The organism is Helicobacteraceae bacterium, assembly GCA_031258155.1.
Classification (GTDB): Bacteria; Campylobacterota; Campylobacteria; order Campylobacterales; family SZUA-545; genus JAIRNH01.
In genome coordinates this window covers 1-17,828 of the sequence record JAIRNH010000065.1, presented here as the reverse complement: position 1 = coordinate 17,828, position 17,828 = coordinate 1, and the positions used below count along the sequence as shown (strand labels likewise).

Annotated in this window: 20 protein-coding genes; 17 read left to right on the top strand and 3 right to left on the bottom strand. The window is 52.1% G+C overall.

Annotated elements, in window-relative coordinates; translation table 11 throughout:
• Positions 1-346: 346 nt before the first annotated feature.
• The gene (gene ychF, locus LBF86_08890) at positions 347-1,432 is read right to left on the bottom strand and encodes a redox-regulated ATPase YchF (GenBank protein ID MDR0665617.1); all 1,086 of its coding nucleotides are present in this window, start codon (positions 1,430-1,432) and stop codon (positions 347-349) included.
• Entirely contained in the window at positions 1,432-2,868 is a 1,437-nt protein-coding gene (locus LBF86_08885; protein MDR0665616.1) for a leucyl aminopeptidase, read from the bottom strand. The genes ychF and LBF86_08885 overlap by 1 nt, the downstream gene beginning before the upstream one ends.
• 137 nt (positions 2,869-3,005) lie before the next feature.
• Here LBF86_08885 and LBF86_08880 point away from each other — a divergent pair, with 137 nt between their 5' ends.
• Genes LBF86_08880 through LBF86_08865 form a run of 4 tightly spaced genes read left to right on the top strand, consistent with a single transcriptional unit; the run spans position 3,006 to position 6,255 of the window.
• Positions 3,006-3,932, top strand: coding sequence for a branched-chain amino acid transaminase (locus LBF86_08880; protein ID MDR0665615.1), 927 nt, complete (start codon positions 3,006-3,008; stop codon positions 3,930-3,932).
• Positions 3,933-3,943: 11 nt separating this feature from the next.
• Positions 3,944-5,002: a prohibitin family protein gene (locus tag LBF86_08875; protein MDR0665614.1), complete on the top strand. Its 1,059-nt coding sequence runs from the start codon at positions 3,944-3,946 to the stop codon at positions 5,000-5,002.
• On the top strand, positions 5,002-5,667 hold the full coding sequence (gene hisIE, locus LBF86_08870) for a bifunctional phosphoribosyl-AMP cyclohydrolase/phosphoribosyl-ATP diphosphatase HisIE (GenBank protein ID MDR0665613.1): 666 nt from the start codon (positions 5,002-5,004) through the stop codon (positions 5,665-5,667). Before LBF86_08875 ends, hisIE begins: the two co-directional genes overlap by 1 nt.
• Positions 5,668-5,679: 12 nt before the next feature.
• A complete protein-coding gene (locus tag LBF86_08865) occupies positions 5,680-6,255 on the top strand; it encodes a DUF2393 family protein (GenBank protein ID MDR0665612.1) in 576 nt (191 codons plus the stop codon).
• Positions 6,256-6,281: 26 nt separating this feature from the next.
• Here LBF86_08865 and LBF86_08860 read toward each other — a convergent pair whose 3' ends face one another.
• Entirely contained in the window at positions 6,282-6,572 is a 291-nt protein-coding gene (locus tag LBF86_08860) for a hypothetical protein (GenBank protein MDR0665611.1), read from the bottom strand.
• 195 nt (positions 6,573-6,767) lie between these two features.
• Here LBF86_08860 and LBF86_08855 point away from each other — a divergent pair, with 195 nt between their 5' ends.
• The 13 genes from LBF86_08855 (at position 6,768) to gmhA (ending at position 16,979) form a co-directional block, all read left to right on the top strand.
• Positions 6,768-7,370: a M48 family metallopeptidase gene (locus LBF86_08855; protein MDR0665610.1), complete on the top strand. Its 603-nt coding sequence runs from the start codon at positions 6,768-6,770 to the stop codon at positions 7,368-7,370.
• Complete coding sequence (locus LBF86_08850) at positions 7,364-7,720, top strand: hypothetical protein (protein MDR0665609.1); 357 nt, start codon at positions 7,364-7,366, stop codon at positions 7,718-7,720. Before LBF86_08855 ends, LBF86_08850 begins: the two co-directional genes overlap by 7 nt.
• A gap of 48 nt (positions 7,721-7,768) precedes the next feature.
• Positions 7,769-8,809 (top strand): 3-deoxy-7-phosphoheptulonate synthase, encoded by a 1,041-nt coding sequence (gene aroF, locus LBF86_08845; protein ID MDR0665608.1) that lies wholly within the window; start codon positions 7,769-7,771, stop codon positions 8,807-8,809.
• A gap of 62 nt (positions 8,810-8,871) precedes the next feature.
• The gene (locus tag LBF86_08840) at positions 8,872-9,150 is read left to right on the top strand and encodes a hypothetical protein (protein MDR0665607.1); all 279 of its coding nucleotides are present in this window, start codon (positions 8,872-8,874) and stop codon (positions 9,148-9,150) included.
• An 81-nt stretch (positions 9,151-9,231) separates the two neighbouring features.
• Positions 9,232-9,522: a (2Fe-2S)-binding protein gene (locus LBF86_08835; GenBank protein MDR0665606.1), complete on the top strand. Its 291-nt coding sequence runs from the start codon at positions 9,232-9,234 to the stop codon at positions 9,520-9,522.
• Positions 9,523-9,602: 80 nt separating this feature from the next.
• Positions 9,603-11,264, top strand: a complete 1,662-nt coding sequence (locus LBF86_08830; GenBank protein ID MDR0665605.1) for an FAD-dependent oxidoreductase — start codon at positions 9,603-9,605, stop codon at positions 11,262-11,264.
• Positions 11,265-11,388: 124 nt separating this feature from the next.
• Positions 11,389-11,643, top strand: coding sequence for a 30S ribosomal protein S20 (gene rpsT, locus LBF86_08825; protein ID MDR0665604.1), 255 nt, complete (start codon positions 11,389-11,391; stop codon positions 11,641-11,643).
• Positions 11,644-11,646: 3 nt separating this feature from the next.
• Complete coding sequence (prfA, locus tag LBF86_08820; GenBank protein ID MDR0665603.1) at positions 11,647-12,708, top strand: peptide chain release factor 1; 1,062 nt, start codon at positions 11,647-11,649, stop codon at positions 12,706-12,708.
• A gap of 124 nt (positions 12,709-12,832) precedes the next feature.
• A complete protein-coding gene (gene gmhB, locus LBF86_08815; protein MDR0665602.1) occupies positions 12,833-13,357 on the top strand; it encodes a D-glycero-beta-D-manno-heptose 1,7-bisphosphate 7-phosphatase in 525 nt (174 codons plus the stop codon).
• Entirely contained in the window at positions 13,354-14,319 is a 966-nt protein-coding gene (rfaD, locus tag LBF86_08810; protein ID MDR0665601.1) for an ADP-glyceromanno-heptose 6-epimerase, read from the top strand. Before gmhB ends, rfaD begins: the two co-directional genes overlap by 4 nt.
• Positions 14,316-15,752, top strand: coding sequence for a D-glycero-beta-D-manno-heptose-7-phosphate kinase (rfaE1, locus tag LBF86_08805; protein MDR0665600.1), 1,437 nt, complete (start codon positions 14,316-14,318; stop codon positions 15,750-15,752). The genes rfaD and rfaE1 overlap by 4 nt, the downstream gene beginning before the upstream one ends.
• Positions 15,749-16,324 carry a hypothetical protein gene (locus tag LBF86_08800; GenBank protein MDR0665599.1) on the top strand — a complete coding sequence of 192 codons (576 nt, stop codon included), beginning with the start codon at positions 15,749-15,751 and terminating at the stop codon, positions 16,322-16,324. Before rfaE1 ends, LBF86_08800 begins: the two co-directional genes overlap by 4 nt.
• A gap of 91 nt (positions 16,325-16,415) precedes the next feature.
• Entirely contained in the window at positions 16,416-16,979 is a 564-nt protein-coding gene (gene gmhA / locus LBF86_08795) for a D-sedoheptulose 7-phosphate isomerase (GenBank protein ID MDR0665598.1), read from the top strand.
• Positions 16,980-17,828 lie beyond the last annotated feature (849 nt).

The following is a 17,828-nucleotide window of genomic DNA, read 5'->3' as shown; positions in this document are numbered from 1 at the left end:
TCGCGCAATTTTACGGGCTTTTCCGACGCTATTTCAGAACCTATTTTGTTATACGACATTTAACGCCTTTAAGCGCTAAAGAACGCCGAGCGTTCCTAGCTGTGTTGATAACTCGCGACAACAGGTTTGACGGCTATTTAATTGAGAAAATCAGGCGAGATTAGAAAATGTTGGCAGGAAGGCGGGAATGACGGTAATATGGGTTTCCGTTTTCCTAAGCTACTGCGTTTGCAAATAAGCGGGCGCCTGCGCGGGAATGACGCGGGCTTTTTACGCCTTCGGCGTATATGGCAAAGAGGGCTGTTATTCTAGCGCGCGTCTTTTTGGCGCAATTAAGTAGTAAAAGCTAAACGTTGAATCTGAAATGTATAATATCGCCGTCTCGCACGACGTAATCTTTGCCTTCGAGCCGCATCAGTCCCGCCTCTTTTGCCTTCGCTTCGCCGCCAAGCCGAATAAAATCGTCGTAGCTAATCACCTCGGCGCGTATAAAGCCCTTTTCAAAATCGTTGTGAATCACGCTCGCGGCTTTTGGCGCTTTCCACCCTTTGCAAATCGTCCAAGCGCGCGCCTCCTTTACGCCCGCCGTGAAGTAACTTTGCAACCCCAAAAGCTCGAAGCCTTTGCGTATGATTAAATCCAAACCGCTTTCGCTCGCGCCAAGCGCCGCTAGATATTCGCGCCGTTCCTCGTCGCTCAGCCCCGCCATCTCCTCTTCGGCTTTGGCGCAGATCGTAAAAGTCTGCGCGCCGCGATCTTGCGCGTAGCGCTCCACCGCTTTAACATAGTCGTTTTTTTCTGCTAACGAGCCTTCGTCCACGTTCGCCGCGAAAATTACGGGTTTGGCGCTAAGCGCCCTTATCTCTCTCAGCGCGGCGTAATCGGCGAAAGACGAGGCGGGGTTTCCATCGTTCAGCCACGCCAACAAATTTTGAGCGGTTTCTAGCTGCGCCTTTGCCTCTTTGTCCGCGCCGCGCGCCTTTTTGCCGATCGCGTCGATCTTCTTCGTCAAACTCTGAATGTCGGCTAATATCAGCTCGGTTTCGATCGTTTCAATATCGCGGATCGGATCGACCGAGCCTTCCGTATGAACGACGTTCGCATCGTCAAAGCAGCGCGTTACATGCAAGATCGCCTCGCACTCGCGGATATTGGACAGAAATTGATTTCCAAGCCCTTCGCCCCTGCTCGCGCCGCGCACGAGACCCGCTATATCCGTAAATTCCGCTTGCGAATAGACGACGCGCTCCGGATTAACGATTGCGGCTATTTTCGCGATCCTCTCGTCCGGCACCTCTACGATCGCCTTGTTCGGTTCGATCGTGCAGAACGGGTAGTTCGCCGACTGCGCTTTTTGCTCTTTGGTCAGCGCGTTGAAGGTCGTCGATTTGCCGACGTTTGGAAGCCCCACGATCCCTATGCTAAGCGCCATTAGAGATTCTCTAACCAGTTAATGATCCAGCGCACCGCCGCGCCGCTCGCGCCAAAGGGATTAACGCCCCACGCCTTTTCTACGTAGCTTGGTCCCGCAATATCCAAATGCGCCCACTTAGCGCGGTTTTTCTCCTCGATAAACTCGCTTAGAAACAGCGCGGCGGTGATCGCGCCGCCGTAGCGAACGGAGGCGCAGTTTGCCATATCCGCCGTTTCGCTTTTTAGCAGTTTTTTCAGGTGGCGATTAAAGGGCAGCGCAGCCGCTAGTTCGCCGCCGTTTTCGGCGGCTTGCAAAAGCGATCGTTTCAGATCGTCGTTAAAGCCCATTACGCCGCTGGAGTATTCGCCAAGCGCGACCACGCACGCGCCCGTTAGCGTGGCGAGATCGATGATGTAGTCGAGTTCCGGCGCTTTTTCTTGAATGTAGCAGAGGCAGTCGGCAAGCGCCAATCGCCCCTCCGCGTCGGTATTTTTGATCTCTATTGTTTTGCCGTTTTTGGCTTTTAGCACGTCGTCGGGCTTGTAAGCGTCGCCGCCGATCATATTTTCAGCCGCGCCTATTACCGCGTGAATCGTTACGGGCAGTTTCAGTTCGGCGGCGGTTTTGATAATGGCGATCGCCGCCGCGCCGCCAGCCATGTCCGCTTTCATTGTGCTCATATAATCGGCGGGTTTCAGGCTCAAGCCGCCGCTGTCGTAGGTTAGCCCTTTGCCCGCGATCGCGACGGTTTTCGCGGCGTTTTTCGGTTCGTAGGTCAGGTGGATCAGGCGCGGTTGATGAACGCTTGCGCGTCCAACGGCAAGTAGGGCGTTCATTCCGTTATCTTTCAGGTAGTTCGCGTCGTAGATCGCGCACCGTATGCCGCTTGCGTTCGCCGCCTCTTGCGCTTCGCTCGCCAAAACCGACGGGGTCATATCCTGCGGCGCGCGATTGACAAGATTTCGGACGAAATTTACGCCCGAAGCGACCGTGTTCGCGTATGCGATCGCCGCTTTGATCGCGCCCTCGTCGGTTTTCGCGCCGTAGTAGCTTTCTTTGGTGAAATAGATCGTATCGAGCGAGCTCTCCTTAGGCTTGGATTTATACTCGTTAAACTCGTAAGCGCCGAGCAAGAGACCAAACGCGATCGCTTTGGCTATCGCCGCGCCGCTTTTATCGTAGCTTCCGATCGCCGCGTCGCGGATTTTAAGCGTTTTAAGAACGCCGATCGCTTTGGCGGCGGCTATGCGAAAGCTCTCCAGATCGTCGCAATCCTCCACGCCGACATACAATTCGCCTCGTTCGGCAAGCAACGCGCTAGATTCGTCCGCGCCCTCGAAACCGATCTTTTCTAACAACGCGCGATCTCTTATAAACGATCCGCTTAGATTTTTTTTCAGAACAAAAATAACCCGAATATCGGCTTTCGCCTCTCTTTTGTATTCGATTTTCACCGCCGCGCCTCCAACGCAAAATTCGCGGATTTTACTCAAAAACTTATTACGACGCGAAAAATCGCGCGGCTAAATATCGGCGCGAAAAGCGCCTATTTGCTAGACTAGCGAAACTTTTTAACGAAGGAAAGCTTTTTATGGCTCTCAAAGAATCGCAATATATCTGGCTTGACGGCGAGTTTGTCGCGTGGAAAGAGGCGAAAGTTCATGTTTTATCGCATTCGCTACACTACGCCAACTCCGCCTTTGAAGGTTTGCGCGCCTATCCGACGGACAAAGGACTAGCGATCTTTCGCCTGCAAGATCACACCAAGCGGCTGTTGAACACTTGTAAAATGTCGCTCTTAAAATGTCCGTTTGACGCGAAAACGTTGAACGACGCGCAGATAGAGGTGTTGCGTAGAAACAGCTTCGCGCCGCAAACTAGCGTCTATATCCGTCCGATCGTCTTTGTCGGCTACGGCGTGATGGGGGTTTATCATCTTAACTCGCCAATTAGCGCGGCGATCGCCGCGTGGGAGTGGGGCGCGTATCTTGGCGACGAGGGGTTAGAAAAAGGCATTCGCGTAAAAATAAGCTCTTGGACGAGAAACTCGGTCAAATCGATGATGGGCAAAGCCAAAGTCGCCGCCAACTACCTTAATTCGCAGATGGCAAAGTGCGAAGCGGTCGAGGCGGGCTACGACGAGGCGCTGTTGCTCGATAGCGAAGGGTTTGTCGCCGAAGGCAGCGGGGAGTGCTTTTTTATCGTCCGCGACGGCGTTTTGATTACGCCGCCAAGCGAAAACGCGCTGGAGTCGATCACGCAGGACTCTGTGATAAAAATCGCGGGCAAACTTGGGATCGTTACGGAGCGCCGCCGCCTTACGCGCGACGAGGTTTATATCGCCGACGAGGCGTTTTTCACAGGCACCGCCGCGGAGATTACGCCCGTTAGAGAGGTCGATTCGCGCTTGATCGGCGACGGAAAACGCGGCGTTTTGACCAAGCGGTTGCAAGAGGCGTATTTTGATATTGTATATGGGCGCGACTCCAACTTTTCGCGCTTTTTAACTTATATATAAGGATTTAGCAGATGCCAGCGGATATGAACGACTACTTTAAGAAAGGCAACGGCAATACGCCGCGCCCTCCCGTAACGCCGCCAGATTTCATTAAAAACTTAAGCGGTAAAAGCGCGGCGATCTATATCGTAATCGCGATCGCGGTTTTGCTGTTTTTGGCGCGTCCGTTTGTGATTATAAATTCGGGCGAAGTGGGTATTTTGGCTACGCTAGGCAAATATCAGGAAAGCCCGCTTGGTCCGGGATTTCACCTGATTATCCCTTTCGCGCAAAAGGCGATCATTCAAGATACGCGAATGCGCGTAGCCAATTACAGCGCCGCGGAACTTGTTAAAACCGATCAGCGCGGGATCAGCGAGCGACCGCCGATTTCGGTGCTGGACTCTCGCGGTTTAACGGTGGATGTGGAGATCACAATCCAATACGAGCTTAAAGCCGACAAAGCGCCTTACGCGATCGCCACGTTAGGCTCAAATTGGGAAGAGAAGGTGATCGCGCCTGCCGCTAGGGACGTGGTGCGAAGCGTGATCGGCAATTTCGCCGCCGAAGAGCTTCCGTTAAAACGCAACGAGATCGCGACGACAATCGAAACTAAAATGCGCGATTCCATCGAGAAGATCGAGGAGCAGCCGATCAATTTAATCGGCGTTCAGCTACGCGGAATCGCGCTTCCGATAAGGATCAAAGAGCAGATCGAGCAGGTGCAGGTGGCGCGGCAGGAAGCCGAAAAATCGCGCAATATGGTAGAGCAGGCAAAGCAAGAGGCGTTCAGAAAAGCGGAAGAGGCGCGAGGGTTAGCCGAAGCCGAAAGGATCGCCGCTCAAGGCAGAGCCGATCGCACGCGAATCGAGGCGGAAGCGCAGGCGAAGGCAAACTCGTTGATCGCCGCTTCGCTGACTAACAATCTGCTTACATTGCGCCAAATCGAGGTGCAGGGCAAATTCAACGAGGCGCTTCAAATCAATAAAGACGCTAAGATATTCCTAACGCCCGGCGGCGCGACGCCAAATATCTGGGTGGATACCAAAGACGCTCAACGAGCCTCGTCGGTAACTTCGACGGCAAGATAATGACGATCGACTGGGCGAAAAATCCGCTTGTTCCAGTCGTGGCGCAAGATAGCGCGACGAAAGAGGTTTTAATGCTCGCCTACGCCGATAAGCAAGCCTACGATCTGACGCTTCAGACCGGTTTCGCGCACTACTTTTCGCGCTCGCGCAACCGACTGTGGAAAAAGGGCGAACAAAGCGGCAATACGCAAAAGATCGCGGAAGTTTTGTCCGATTGCGACGGGGACAGCCTGCTGTATATCGTCGAGCAACAAGGCGCGGCGTGCCATACGGGGCGTAAAAGTTGCTTTTTTACCAAAGCGGATAGCGGCGCGCCGATTAGCGATCCGATAACCGATCCGGCGGAACTTTACGGCGTCGTCGATTGCCTTTATCATACGATCTTGGAGCGCAAAAGCGCCGATCCGAACGTTTCGTATGTAGCCTCGCTGTTTGCCAAAGGCGAAAACGCCGCGCTAAAAAAGGTGATCGAGGAGGCGGGGGAGATGTCTTTGGCGATTAAGGACGGCGATAAAGCGCAGATCGTCTATGAAGCGGCGGATCTGATCTTTCATATGCTTGCGGCGCTCGCCTCTAAAGAGATCGCGCCCGATCTGATCCGCGCCGAGCTAAAGCGCCGCGAGGGCGTTAGCGGCATTACGGAAAAGTCCTCAAGAAAGAGTTAAAGCGGCAAAAAAGTGTTGGAACAACTCGCCGAAACGCTCGATAAACTATCCTCTAACCCTACGATAATCCGCTTAATCGCGTTAAGCGACGAGCTTTTATACTCGCTTACCCCTTATCATCTCGCGGTCTTCGGCGCGGTCTTCGCGGCGTTAATTTTATGCCTGATTATCTCCGCGTCGCTTTCTGGTCGTCCGTCGTTATCGCTTATATTTCAAATGTGCGCTCTTGGAATACTCGTCGTCGGACCTGTTGCGGGATATTTCTGGGTCGAGAGGCGTTATAAACCTTTTGCGATTGAAAATCCGACGATTCTTAATCTTTACTACCAAGAAAAAGCGATTGTTTTCGGCGAGGCGTTAAATACGGGCGACAAACCGCTAGACGAGTGCCGCGTAAAGATAATAGCTTACGAACCGCCAAACGGAACGCTAGATTATCTGCGAAAATTAGCGCGTCCGACGGCGACGGGCGAGATCAAACTGAAAAACGCGATCTACCCCGACGAAAGACGTAAGTTTGAAATCGAGCTAGACGGCGTGAAATACGATCAAAACCTCACGCTTTCAATAAATATACGTTGCCGCTGACGTTTTTACAGAAACGGTCTTATGGGCTAGTTAAGCGCCTGCATTCGCTTATAAAACGCCTCTTTCGCGTCGCGAACCTTGCGATAATACTCGATCTCGCGCCGCTTTACGCCGTCAATATAGTCTGTATAGCGCGACTCGGCGATTCCAAGCTCGTTTAACCGCTCGCCGCGCCGCGCGTCGTCCTCTTTCATAGGCGTTTTCTCTACGATCATCCGCGCATGCGCGTCGCCGCCGAAAGAGGGCGCGAAGGAGTCTATCGATCGTTCGGCGATAAGAAACGAAAACAACAGCGATACGGCGACTATATATCTCATATTTTGCCTCTAAAGCAAACCTTAGCAAAAACCGCTCCAACTTTTGCGCTATAGCGCGATCGCGACGGAGATTAAACGCTTTCGTTATTTTGCCGACAACCCCTTCTCCGCTTTTAAAATACGGCGGCGATCCCCCGGCGACCGCGCGCGCCTCAAGCGTCGGCTTTTACCGACAAGACAATACAATACAAATCAATGGAACAAGAGATCGTTATCGTTCGTAAAAGCGCGATCAAACGCTGGCGGTTGAGCGTGAATCGCGAGGGCGTAGTCGTGTTGTCGGCGCCGCGTTTTTTTTCGCAAAGAGCGATTAAAGAGGCGCTGGCAAAACACGAGGGGTGGATCGCCAAACACAGAGCGCGGCGTTTAGAATCGATCGAAAGAGCGAAGGCGCTTTACGCCGAGCGCGCCGGTTTGGTCCCGTTTTTTGGCGAGTGGATCGCGCCGCCAAGCGATCCAATCGGTTTTTATCGCAACGAGGCGCGGGCGTTTTTTACCAAAGAGTGCGATCGCCTTGCCGCCGCGATCGGCGTAGCGTTCAACAGGATCAGAATCGGCGATCAAAAAAGCCGCTACGGCAGTTGCTCCGCCAAAGGAACGCTTAGTTTTAGCTGGCGAATCGTTAAAGCGCCGCTTTTTGTCGCTAGATACATTGCCGCTCACGAGGTTGCGCATCTTATGCATATGAACCACAAGAGCGTTTTCTACGATTGCGTCGCGTCTGTCGCCCCCGATTATAAAGAGGCGGAAAAATGGCTCGCCAAAAACGGCGATTTTCTTAGGTTCGATCCGTGCTGATCGCTCATCTTTTGGCGGCTTTTGTTTTGGGCGGTTTTATATTAACCGATAGTTTGGTTATACGCCGCTCGTTTAATAGCGAAACGCTAAAGCCGCTCTACAAAAAAACGATCGCGCCTACGGCGATCGCCGCGCTTGTTCTGATCGGCGCGGGCGCGGCGTTGATGCAAAACGCGCCGATCTACTACATAAAAGCCGCGTTTGGCTTAACGACAATCGCGCTGTTTTTTTTCTGCCCGCTTTTTAACGCGAGATTCGGAAAAAAGGCGCGGCGGCTATACCGCCTCTTGACGTTTGTTTTTCTTATAACCACGATCGCGCTGGGCAAATCAATTTATAATTTTTCGTAAGCGCGGAAAAGATACAATTTGCGCTTTTATTGACGGCGAGGACTACAGATGATTATTGTGATGAAAAACGGCGTTAGCGCCGAGCAGATCGACGAGGTCGTTAAACATATCAAATTATGGGGCGCGCAGGCGCACGTCGATCGCGGCGAAACGCAGACGGTTATCGGCGTTATAGGCGATAAAGCCGAGATATTAAGAAAGCCGTGGTCTAGCTTTAGCGGCGTGGAAAAGACGTTAGAGGTCAGCGATCCGTTCAAAAAGGCGAGCCGCAAATTTCACCCAAGCGATTCCGTATTCGAGATCGCGGGCGAGAAAATCGGCGGCGGCTCTACATATGTGATCGCCGGTCCGTGTTCGGTCGATACGGAGGAGTATGTGGTCGCCACGGCAAAGGCGGTTAAAGCGGCGGGCGCGCAGGCGCTTCGCGGAGGCGCGTTCAAGCCGCGCACCAGCCCCTATACTTTTCAGGGAAGCGGCGAGGACGGGCTAAAAATCCTGCAAACCGCCAAACAGGAGACGGGGCTACCGATCGTAACGGAGGCGATGAGCGTCGATCAGGTCGATCTTATCTATAAATACGCCGACGTAATCCAGATCGGCGCGAGAAACGCTCAAAACTTCAACTTGCTTAAAGCGGTTGGCAAAATGGGCAAGCCCGTTATCCTTAAAAACGGCATAGCCACCACCGCTAAAGAGCATTTGATGAGCGCCGAATATATTATGAGCGAGGGGTTAAAAGAGGTTATTTTATGCTTGCGCGGCACGCGAAGCTACGAAACGGCTTTTAGAAACTCGCTCGACGTAGCGTTAATTCCATATCTGCAAGAACTTTCTCATCTGCCCGTAATCGTCGATAGTTCGCACTCTACCGGCGTTAGGTCGTATGTAAGCGCGGTGGCATACGCCGGCATGGCGGCGGGCGCGGACGGACTAATTTTAGAGGTTCACCCAAACCCGTGCGAAGCCTTGAGCGACGGCGAGCAGGCTCTGTTGCCTAGCGATTTTGATTTTCTAATGAAAAAACTAGGCGATCTAAAGGCGTGGTCGCAAAAAGAGTGGAAAAAGTCGGCTAACCAAAACTTGAAATAACGGCGCGTTTGCTATGTTTTTAAGCGCCTAAATAGGCGAAAAGAACCTACGATCGTCGCCTTATGGCAGGCGAAAAAGAGTTATTGTCGCTACAGATATGTAGCTGCGGCGAAAAGAGCGTGCGCGAGGCGATCGAGATTTTTAGAAACAACGATCTGCCCTATAAAAAAGCAAAAAGACTCGTAACGGGTTGCGATCGCAGTTGTTGCCGCCGCGCGCTTACGCGGCTTTACGATATGGTCGAGTTTGGCAAAATCGACCTAGAGGAGATCGGCGCGCTTATTAAAGCTATGAATAATCCCTTTGAAAATATGCTCGATCAGCTTAGTTCAAAGCAATAACGTTGACTTTGTCCATATTTTAAGCGCCAAAATTAGCAAAAATCGTTTATTATTTTGTCCATATTTCACAAGGGAGACAAAATGACGACGCGCGTCGAAGTGATTAACGATTTTCTGGCGATCAACGTTAAGCCGGGCGAAACTTTGCAACAGGTGATCGAAAAAATGGGAAGCGGTCTGCCGTTTGGATGCAGGGACGGGCAGTGCGGCACCTGTATTGTGGAGGTGCTTAGCGGTATGGATTTCCTATCGCCGAAAACCGACAAGGAGAAAGTTGTGTTAGCTAATTTTCCCGACGCGAGCGTCAACGCAAGGCTAACTTGTCAGATGAAAATACAAAAACACGACGGGCTTGTTCGTCTGAAATACTGACCTTGGTCTTTGCGAGAGGTTTCGCGCGGTTTTCATATGTTAAAGCCCTTCGCATTGCAAGGTTTTGAAACGAGGAAAAAATGTTCGACGTTTTGGTTGTCGGAGCGGGGTTAGCCGGTTTAAGCGCCGCGTTGCGGGCGCGCAAAAGCGGGCTATCCGTCGCGCTAATGAGCAAAAACGCGCCGTTTCGCTCCAATAGCTCGATGGCAAGCGGAGGCATAAACGCCGCGCTTGGCTACGCCGAATACGACGCGAGCGCTTTACATATCGCCGACACGATAAAAAGCGCCGCCGGACTTGGCGACGAGAAGGCGATCAAACTTTTATGCGAAACCGCGCCGTCAATCGCGCTAGAGCTTGACGCGCTGGGCGCCGCGTTTAATCGCGCCGAAAACGGCAAACTTGCCCAGAGGAGCTTTGGCGGCAGCGGCAAGAAACGCGCTTGTTACGTTCAAGATCGCACCGGCGCGGCTCTCGTTCAGGCGCTACTAAAAGCCTGCAACGAAAACGGCGTAAAGATGTTGCACGGGTATTTTCTGTTGAAGCTGTTGGTTAAAAATAACCGCGTCGGCGGCGTTTACGCCTTAAAAGTAGCGAACGGCGAAGTTACGGCGATCGAAGCTAAAAGCGTGGTTCTCGCCGGCGGCGGTTACGCCGGAATCTATTGCGGATACACAAGCAATCCTCTTTCTACAAGCGGCGACGTCCTCGCCGTCGCTTTTCGCGCGGGGCTTAGGCTCGTTAATATGGAGTTCGTGCAGTTTCACCCTACGGGTTTGTTAGGTTCAGGCGAGCTTGTCAGCGAAGCGGCGCGAAGCGAGGGCGGCTTCTTAACCTTTGAAAACGGCGAGCGGTTTACCGACGAGATGCAAACGCGCGATAAATTGGCTCGCTCGATAGAGCGCGAAACGCGAAGCGGACGCAGGGTTTATATCGACGCTAGGCGGCTTGGCAAAGCGTTTTTGGAAAGTCGCCTGCCCAACTTTTGCAAATCCGCCGCCGCGAAATTAGGGCTTGATCCCTCGATCGATCTAATACCGATCGCGCCTAGCGCGCACTATACGATGGGAGGAATAGAGGTCTATGCGCGGACGAAAACGGCGATCAAAGGTTTGTTTGCTTGCGGAGAGTGCGCCCACAGCGGAACTCACGGCGCGAACCGTTTGGGCGGCAATAGTCTTTTGGAGGCGGCGGTTTTCGGCAAAATAGCCGGAGAGAACGCCGTTACATTCGCGAAAAGAGCGAAAAGCGCGAAACGAGCGGCGATAGACGCGGAGGCGATCGCGTCGGAGCAAAAGAGGATCGATCGAATAATCGAGGGAGAGAGCCGCTTTAATATCAATGCTTTGCGCAAAAGTCTAGGCAAAAAATTAACCGCCAAACTCGGCGTATTCCGCGACGCGAGCGGGCTGAAAGACGCGCTGGAATACGCGGAGTATCTGCAGACGCTTGTCGGAGGGCTGGCGTGCGTCTATAAAGAGCGAACCAATAACGTCGAGCTGGTAATGATTCTAGAGTTTTTGAACGCTTTGGAGATCGCCGAAGTTATGGCGCTCGCGGCGCTTAGGCGCAAAGAGTCGCGCGGCGCGCACTTTCGCGAAGACTATCCGCTAAGCGACGACTCGTTTTTGAAAAACAGCTACGCTTCGCGCAAAAACGACGGATTTTATTCGATTGATTTTTTGCGTCCGCGTAGCTTTGCTTGGTTTGCCGACAAACTCCGCCGCGCGCTTAGTAATTAGCTCCAACGTCAAAGCGTATCGGAAAAACCAAGTCAAAAATCCTTAAAAAAATATAAAATTTATTTTCAATTAAGCATACATTGGCTATTATCCCGCGAAATTTTATCGCCGAAGGAGCAATTAAATGGCAAACCACAAGTCAAGCGAAAAACGCTATCGTCAGACGATTAAACGCGAGGAGCGCAACCGCTACTACCGCACAAGGATAAAAAACGCCGTCAAAGCGGTAACGGGCGCAAAAAATAAAGACGACGCGAACGAAGCCTTCAAGAAAGCAAACCGCTATCTGCACTCTATGGTCTCCAAAGGCGTCCTAAAAAAGAACACGGCGGCGCGAAAGGTCGGTCGTTTAGCCGCGTTTATAAACAAAATCGCTTAAATTTTGCTCTCCCAACGAATCAAACCGTTTATCGCTAGGCGCGACGAAATAACCGCCGCGCTTGCCGATCCGCTTCTTGGCGCGGATATAGCGAAGATGCGCGATCTGCTCAAAGAGCAATCGGCGATCGCGGAGATCGCCGAAGCGGGCGAAAATTATCTAAAAACAGTCGCGGCGATCGAGGAAAATAAAGCGTTGCTTAGCGATTTAGACCTAGGCGATCTCGCCAAAGAGGAGCAGCGATCGCTGGAGGCGAAAAAAACGGAGCTAGAAGCTGAAATCAAACGGCTGCTAATCCCAAAAGACCCCAACGACGAACGCGACGTTTATTTGGAAATCCGCGCCGGAACGGGCGGCGACGAGGCTGGATTGTTTGCGGCGGATCTATTCAAACTCTACTGCCGCTACGCCGATCTGCGCGGTTGGAAAACCGAGATCGTCTCTTTAAGCGAAAACGATCGCGGCGGCTTCAAAGAGGCGATCGCGCTAATCAAAGGCAAAGGCGTTTATAGCCGTCTAAAATTTGAAGGCGGAACGCATCGCGTTCAGCGCGTGCCTGAAACCGAAGCGCAAGGGCGCGTTCACACCTCCGCCGTAACGGTCGCCATTTTGCCGGAGATCGACGACGTGGAGGTCGAGATAAACCCCGCCGATCTACGAATCGACGTGTTTAGATCGGGCGGACACGGCGGGCAATCGGTAAATACAACCGATTCGGCGGTGAGAATCACGCATATTCCGAGCGGTATTAGCGTCTCTATGCAAGACGAAAAAAGCCAACACAAAAACAAAGATAAGGCGCTTAAAATTCTAAAGGCGCGGCTATATGAGGCGAAGCTAGAGAAGCAAGCCGCCGCCGAAAGCGCCGACAGAAAAAAGCAGGTTGGCAGCGGCGATCGAAGCGAGCGAATCCGCACCTATAATTTCCCGCAAAACCGCCTTAGCGATCACCGAATCGGACTGACGATCTACCGCTTAGAGGAGCTTATGCTTTCAGGCGATTTAGACGAGGTGATCGACGCGCTAATAGCCAAATCGCAAGCCGACGCGGTAGGCGGCGATTAGGACGCGGCGGGCGGCGCGCTCGCGTTTTTTGATAGCGAGCGCCTAAAATTAAAGGCGATACGTTTGTTTTTGAGTTTGACGTATCGGTTGTAAAATGCGATTCGCGTTTGGCAAAGGCAAAAATATGAATAAGGCGTTATTTCTTGATCGCGACGGCGTTATTAACGTCGATTACGGATACGTCGCGTCGTTTGATCGCTTTGTTTTTTGCGACGGCATTTTCGATCTCTTGCTAGAGGCTCGCTCGAAAAATTATAAGATCGTAGTCGTTACCAATCAGTCCGGAATCGCGCGCGGCTTATACGGCGAGAACGAGTTCAAATCGCTTACCCGCCGAATGCTCAAAGAGTTAAAAGATCGCGACGTTTTGATTAGCGGCGTTTATTACTGCCCGCACGCGCCCGAAGACGGCTGCGACTGCCGCAAACCTAAAAGCGGAATGTTTTTGCAGGCGATCAAGGATCACAGTATCGATCCGTCCAAATCGTGGATGATCGGCGATAAACGGAGCGATATGGAGGCGGCGATCGGCGCGGGCGTAAAAAACCTAGTTCTGATTGGCGAAAACATGGCGCTAGAGGTAATTCCCGCGCGCGTTTGTAAAAACCTATTAGATACAATCAGCTATTTCAAAAAGGCGACAGAATGAAGTATTCCGATATAGACCTTAACGACAAAACGATTTTAATTACGGGCGGCGCCGGTTTTATCGGCTCTAATTTGGCGTTTCATATCCAAGATAACTATCCGAGCGCCCGCGTCGTCGTATTCGACGCTTTCTTGTTAGGACATTTTAAGAATCTGCGCGGCTTCAAAGGCGAAACAATCGCCGGCGATATAGCTAACCGGCTTGATCTTGAGCGATTAAACGACTACAAATTCGACTATATCTTTCACGAAGCGGCGATCTCCGATACGACGGTAGCCGATCAAAAACTTGTCGTTCAAACTAACGCGAACGCTTTTAGCGATCTGCTGAAAATCGCGAAACAGCACGGCGCTAAAGTCGTATACGCTTCCAGCGCGGGGACTTATGGAAACTCTCCCTCTCCAAACAGGGTTGGAAGGGGCGAAGCGCCTGAAAACGTCTATGGATTTTCAAAATTGACTATGGAGCGTATAGCCGACAGGTTCGCCAAAACATATAATATGACGATTATCGGCTTGAGGTATTTTAACGTTTACGGTCCGCGGGAGATATACAAGGGTAAAACCGCCTCTATGATCCTGCAGCTTGGATTGCAGATTTTAAGCGGTAATCGCCCCAAACTATTCAAATGGGGCGAGCAAAGACGCGATTTCGTCTATATAGAGGACGTAATCCAAGCTAATATCAAAGCGTTAAGCGCTAAAACTTCGGGCGTTTATAACGTGGGCAGCGGGAGAGCTAGAGAGTATAACGAGATTTTCGGCAACCTGACCAAAACGCTCGAAGCGAACGTGGAAGTGGAGTATATCGACAATCCGTGGAGCTTTTTTCAAACGCACACGGAGGCGGATATTTCGGCTACGAAAGCCGATCTGGGCTACGAGCCGCGCTTTGGGCTTGAAAAGGGAATAGGAGCTTACGCGCCGCAGATTGTTAGGATTTACGAGTCGGAACTCAAGTGATAGAACTAAAAAACGCCGCTACGCGAGCGCTCGTGATCGGCGATCTTATGCTAGACGTTTATCTGTGGGGCAAAACAAGCCGCGTCAGTCCGGAAGCGCCCGTGCCGGTAGTCGATATAGAAAGAACCAGCGTAGCTTTGGGCGGCGCTGGAAACGTGGTAAGCAACCTTTTAGCGCTAGGCGCGAAAACCTACGTCGTCGGCGCGATCGGAGACGATCAAAGCGGCGAACAGTTAAAAGCCATATTGGAAAACGACGGAGCGGACGCGAGCGCTATCGTTTTGCAAACGGGGCGAAAAACCGCCCGCAAAACTCGCGTTATGGCGCAACGCCAGCAGATCGTCCGCTTTGATAACGAAAGCAAAGAGCCGATCTCCGTCCAAAGCGAAGAGAGCTTAAAACGCGCGATCGAAACGATCCTGCCGCAAATCGACGTAGCTCTGCTAAGCGACTACGGCAAGGGGGTTTTGACCGACTCGCTAACGCAATTTACGATTAATACGGCAAGGGCGCTAAACAAAAAAATACTGATCGATCCCAAAGGTATGAATTACTCTAAATACAAAGGCGCGACGCTGATCACGCCAAATCGCAAAGAGGCGAGCGAGGCGTTAGGTCGCGCTTTGCCGAATCTGGAAAGCGTAAAGGAGGGCGCCGCGCGCCTGAGGCGCGATCTGGGGCTAGACTACGCGATTATAACGCTCTCGGAAGACGGCATGATAGTTTGCGGCGAAACTTGCTCGCATATCCCGACGCGCGCGCGCGAGGTTTTCGACGTTACGGGCGCGGGCGATACGGTTTTAGCCGCTCTTGGTTTCGCGCTTGGAGCGGGCGCGTCGATCGAGGATGCGGCGCACTTCGCCAATACCGCGGCGGCGGTGGCGGTGTCCAAAATCGGCGCGGCTACGGTAACGATCGACGAGGCGTTAGCCTATGAATACCGCCACTCGGTCAATCAAAGCCAAAACAAGATCGTTTCGCTAGATATAGCGGCGAGCGAAGCGGAGAAAGCGAAAAAAAGCGGACGGAAGGTCGTATTTACAAACGGCTGTTTCGATCTGCTCCACCGCGGGCATATAGAGTATTTGAAAAAGAGCAGAGAGCTAGGCGATCTGCTGATCGTGGGGTTAAATAGCGATAAAAGCGTCGGGTTGATTAAGGGCGAAGGTCGCCCCGTCGTTTGCGAGGAGGATCGCGCCTATATGCTCGCGGCGCTGGCGTTTGTCGATTTTGTGACGACGTTCGACGAGCCGACTCCGATCGAGCTGATCAAAGCCGTTAAGCCCGACGTTTTAACCAAAGGCGCGGACTATAAAGACAAGAAAGTAATCGGAAGCGAATATGCTAAAAAAACGGTTTTTGTCGATTTAGTGGAAGGTCGATCCACCACTGGCGTGATCGCCAAAATTTCCGCAAACGGGAGAACGATATGAAAAAATCGATTTTGTTTATGTTCTGCGCGATCGCTCTGTTCGCGCAGAAGCAATCGTTTATGCTAGACGTAAACGACGAGGATTTAGAGATCGGCTACGAGCTGGTCTCGCCGATTGGAGCGGACGCAAATTTATATTACGGCGCGACTTTTTTGCGCGGCGCGGACGAGTTTGACAAAATGCGAATGACCGGCAACTTTCATATTAACGCGATCGGATTGACCCCGCTAAACGCGCTGGCGATTAAAATCGGGCTTAAAGCGGTTGTATCGCAGATAGAGCAAGACGACGGCGACGACGGTTATCCTTTTGCCGCTCCGATTGGCGTAGGGTTAATTTACACGTTGCCGATCGCGATAAAAACTCATATTTCGGCTTTTTACGACATAGCTCCGACGGCGCTCTGCTTTAACGAGTGCGATCGCTACAGCGAACTAAGATTTGAAGCGGGAGTCGAGCCGATAGAAGGCGGTATGATTTTTGGCGGCTGGCGAGACCTAGAGTGGCGCGAAAAGGGCTGGAAATACGAACTTAACAAAGCGGCGTATATCGGCGTTCGCATTAGCTTTTAGCTAGGCGCTATCGGCGATTGGGATATAATTGCTTTATTCGGCTTGCGCCGTTAAGTTTTAACATAAAGAAAAACGCGGTTAAACGTTTGCGATGAAAGAGATTATTTTCAACGAAATCAAAGCGCACCAAGAGAGTTTCGCCTTTACGACGGCGCTCGCGCAGCCGCTTGAGCAAGCGGCGAAACTTTGCTCTAACGCGCTAAAAAACGGCGGTAAGATTCTGCTCTTTGGCAACGGCGGAAGCGCCGGCGACGCGCAACATATCGCCGCCGAGCTAACGGGGCGTTACAAAAAAGAGCGCAAGGCTTTGGCGGCGCTCGCGTTGACGACCGATACTTCGGCGCTAACTGCGATTGGCAACGATTACGGCTTCGATCGCGTTTTTGAGCGCCAAGTGGAGGCGCTGGCGAAAAAAGGCGACGTCTTGATCGGAATATCCACCAGCGGCGAAAGCGCAAACGCGATATTGGCGCTAAAAAAGGGGCGCGAAATCGGCGCGGCTACGATTGGATTTAGCGGCAAAGAGGGCGGCAAGATGAAAGCGTTGTGCGATATTAACCTGATCGCGCCTAGCTTTGATACGGCGCGTATTCAGGAGATTCATATCTTTTTGGGACACACGCTCTGTATGTTGATTGAATCTGAACTTAGCTAAATCTCCAAACGAAAACTTATAGCGCCCTCGCAAAGGCGGCAAACGCCGCGTCTTGCGCGTCAGGGCTTTGCGCTACAAACGCGCGAGCGGTTAAATATTAGCTTGGCGCTTTTTATATACGACCGCTAGGGTTCTTAAAGAAAGAAACTTGACGCGCTCTTTCGCGGTTGCCGTCTATAAAACTAGCTTCATCGCGAAAAAGTAACGTTTTACGCGACGCCAAAACCGCTTTATTTACGCCGTCTTACATTCTTTGCAACTCCAGCCGCTCGCGCCGCCCTCCCGTCATTCCCGCAAAAACGGGAATCCATCCCTTCCAAAAGAGGCTATGCGCCTGATCGCCTCTACCCGTCATACCCATGAAAACGGGTATCCATCCCCTCCCTTTCGTTTCCGCGCTGTTTGTTATTTCCGCGCGGAGCGATAGGGCGGTTTGCCGCCCGTAATCGAAGGCGGGTATCCGCGCTTCCGTTATTCCCGCGAAGCGCCCGCTCCGATAGGGAGCGCGAGGCGCGAAGGAAAGCGGGAATCCACAAAAAGGGTTAAAAACCTATGTAATGCGTTTGTATTATGAATTGCTTCAAAAGATGGATTACCGCAATCCTGCGCGCCTTGCGCTCCCATCAAAACGGGAGCTTCGCGGGAAAGACGGGAAGGGCGAATTGGCGTTGTTACGTTTCCTTGCGCGGCGTTATTTTAGTTTTACGATCCAATAGTCGGTATAGCCTTTGTTTTCCGTTACATCGCCGTCGTTAGAGTAGCTATAACCCGCGACAGTATAACCGTTGTCTTTTGTCTGTTGAATGGAAGTAGCGTAGTCATAGTCGCTACCGCCAAGCGATTTTTCCC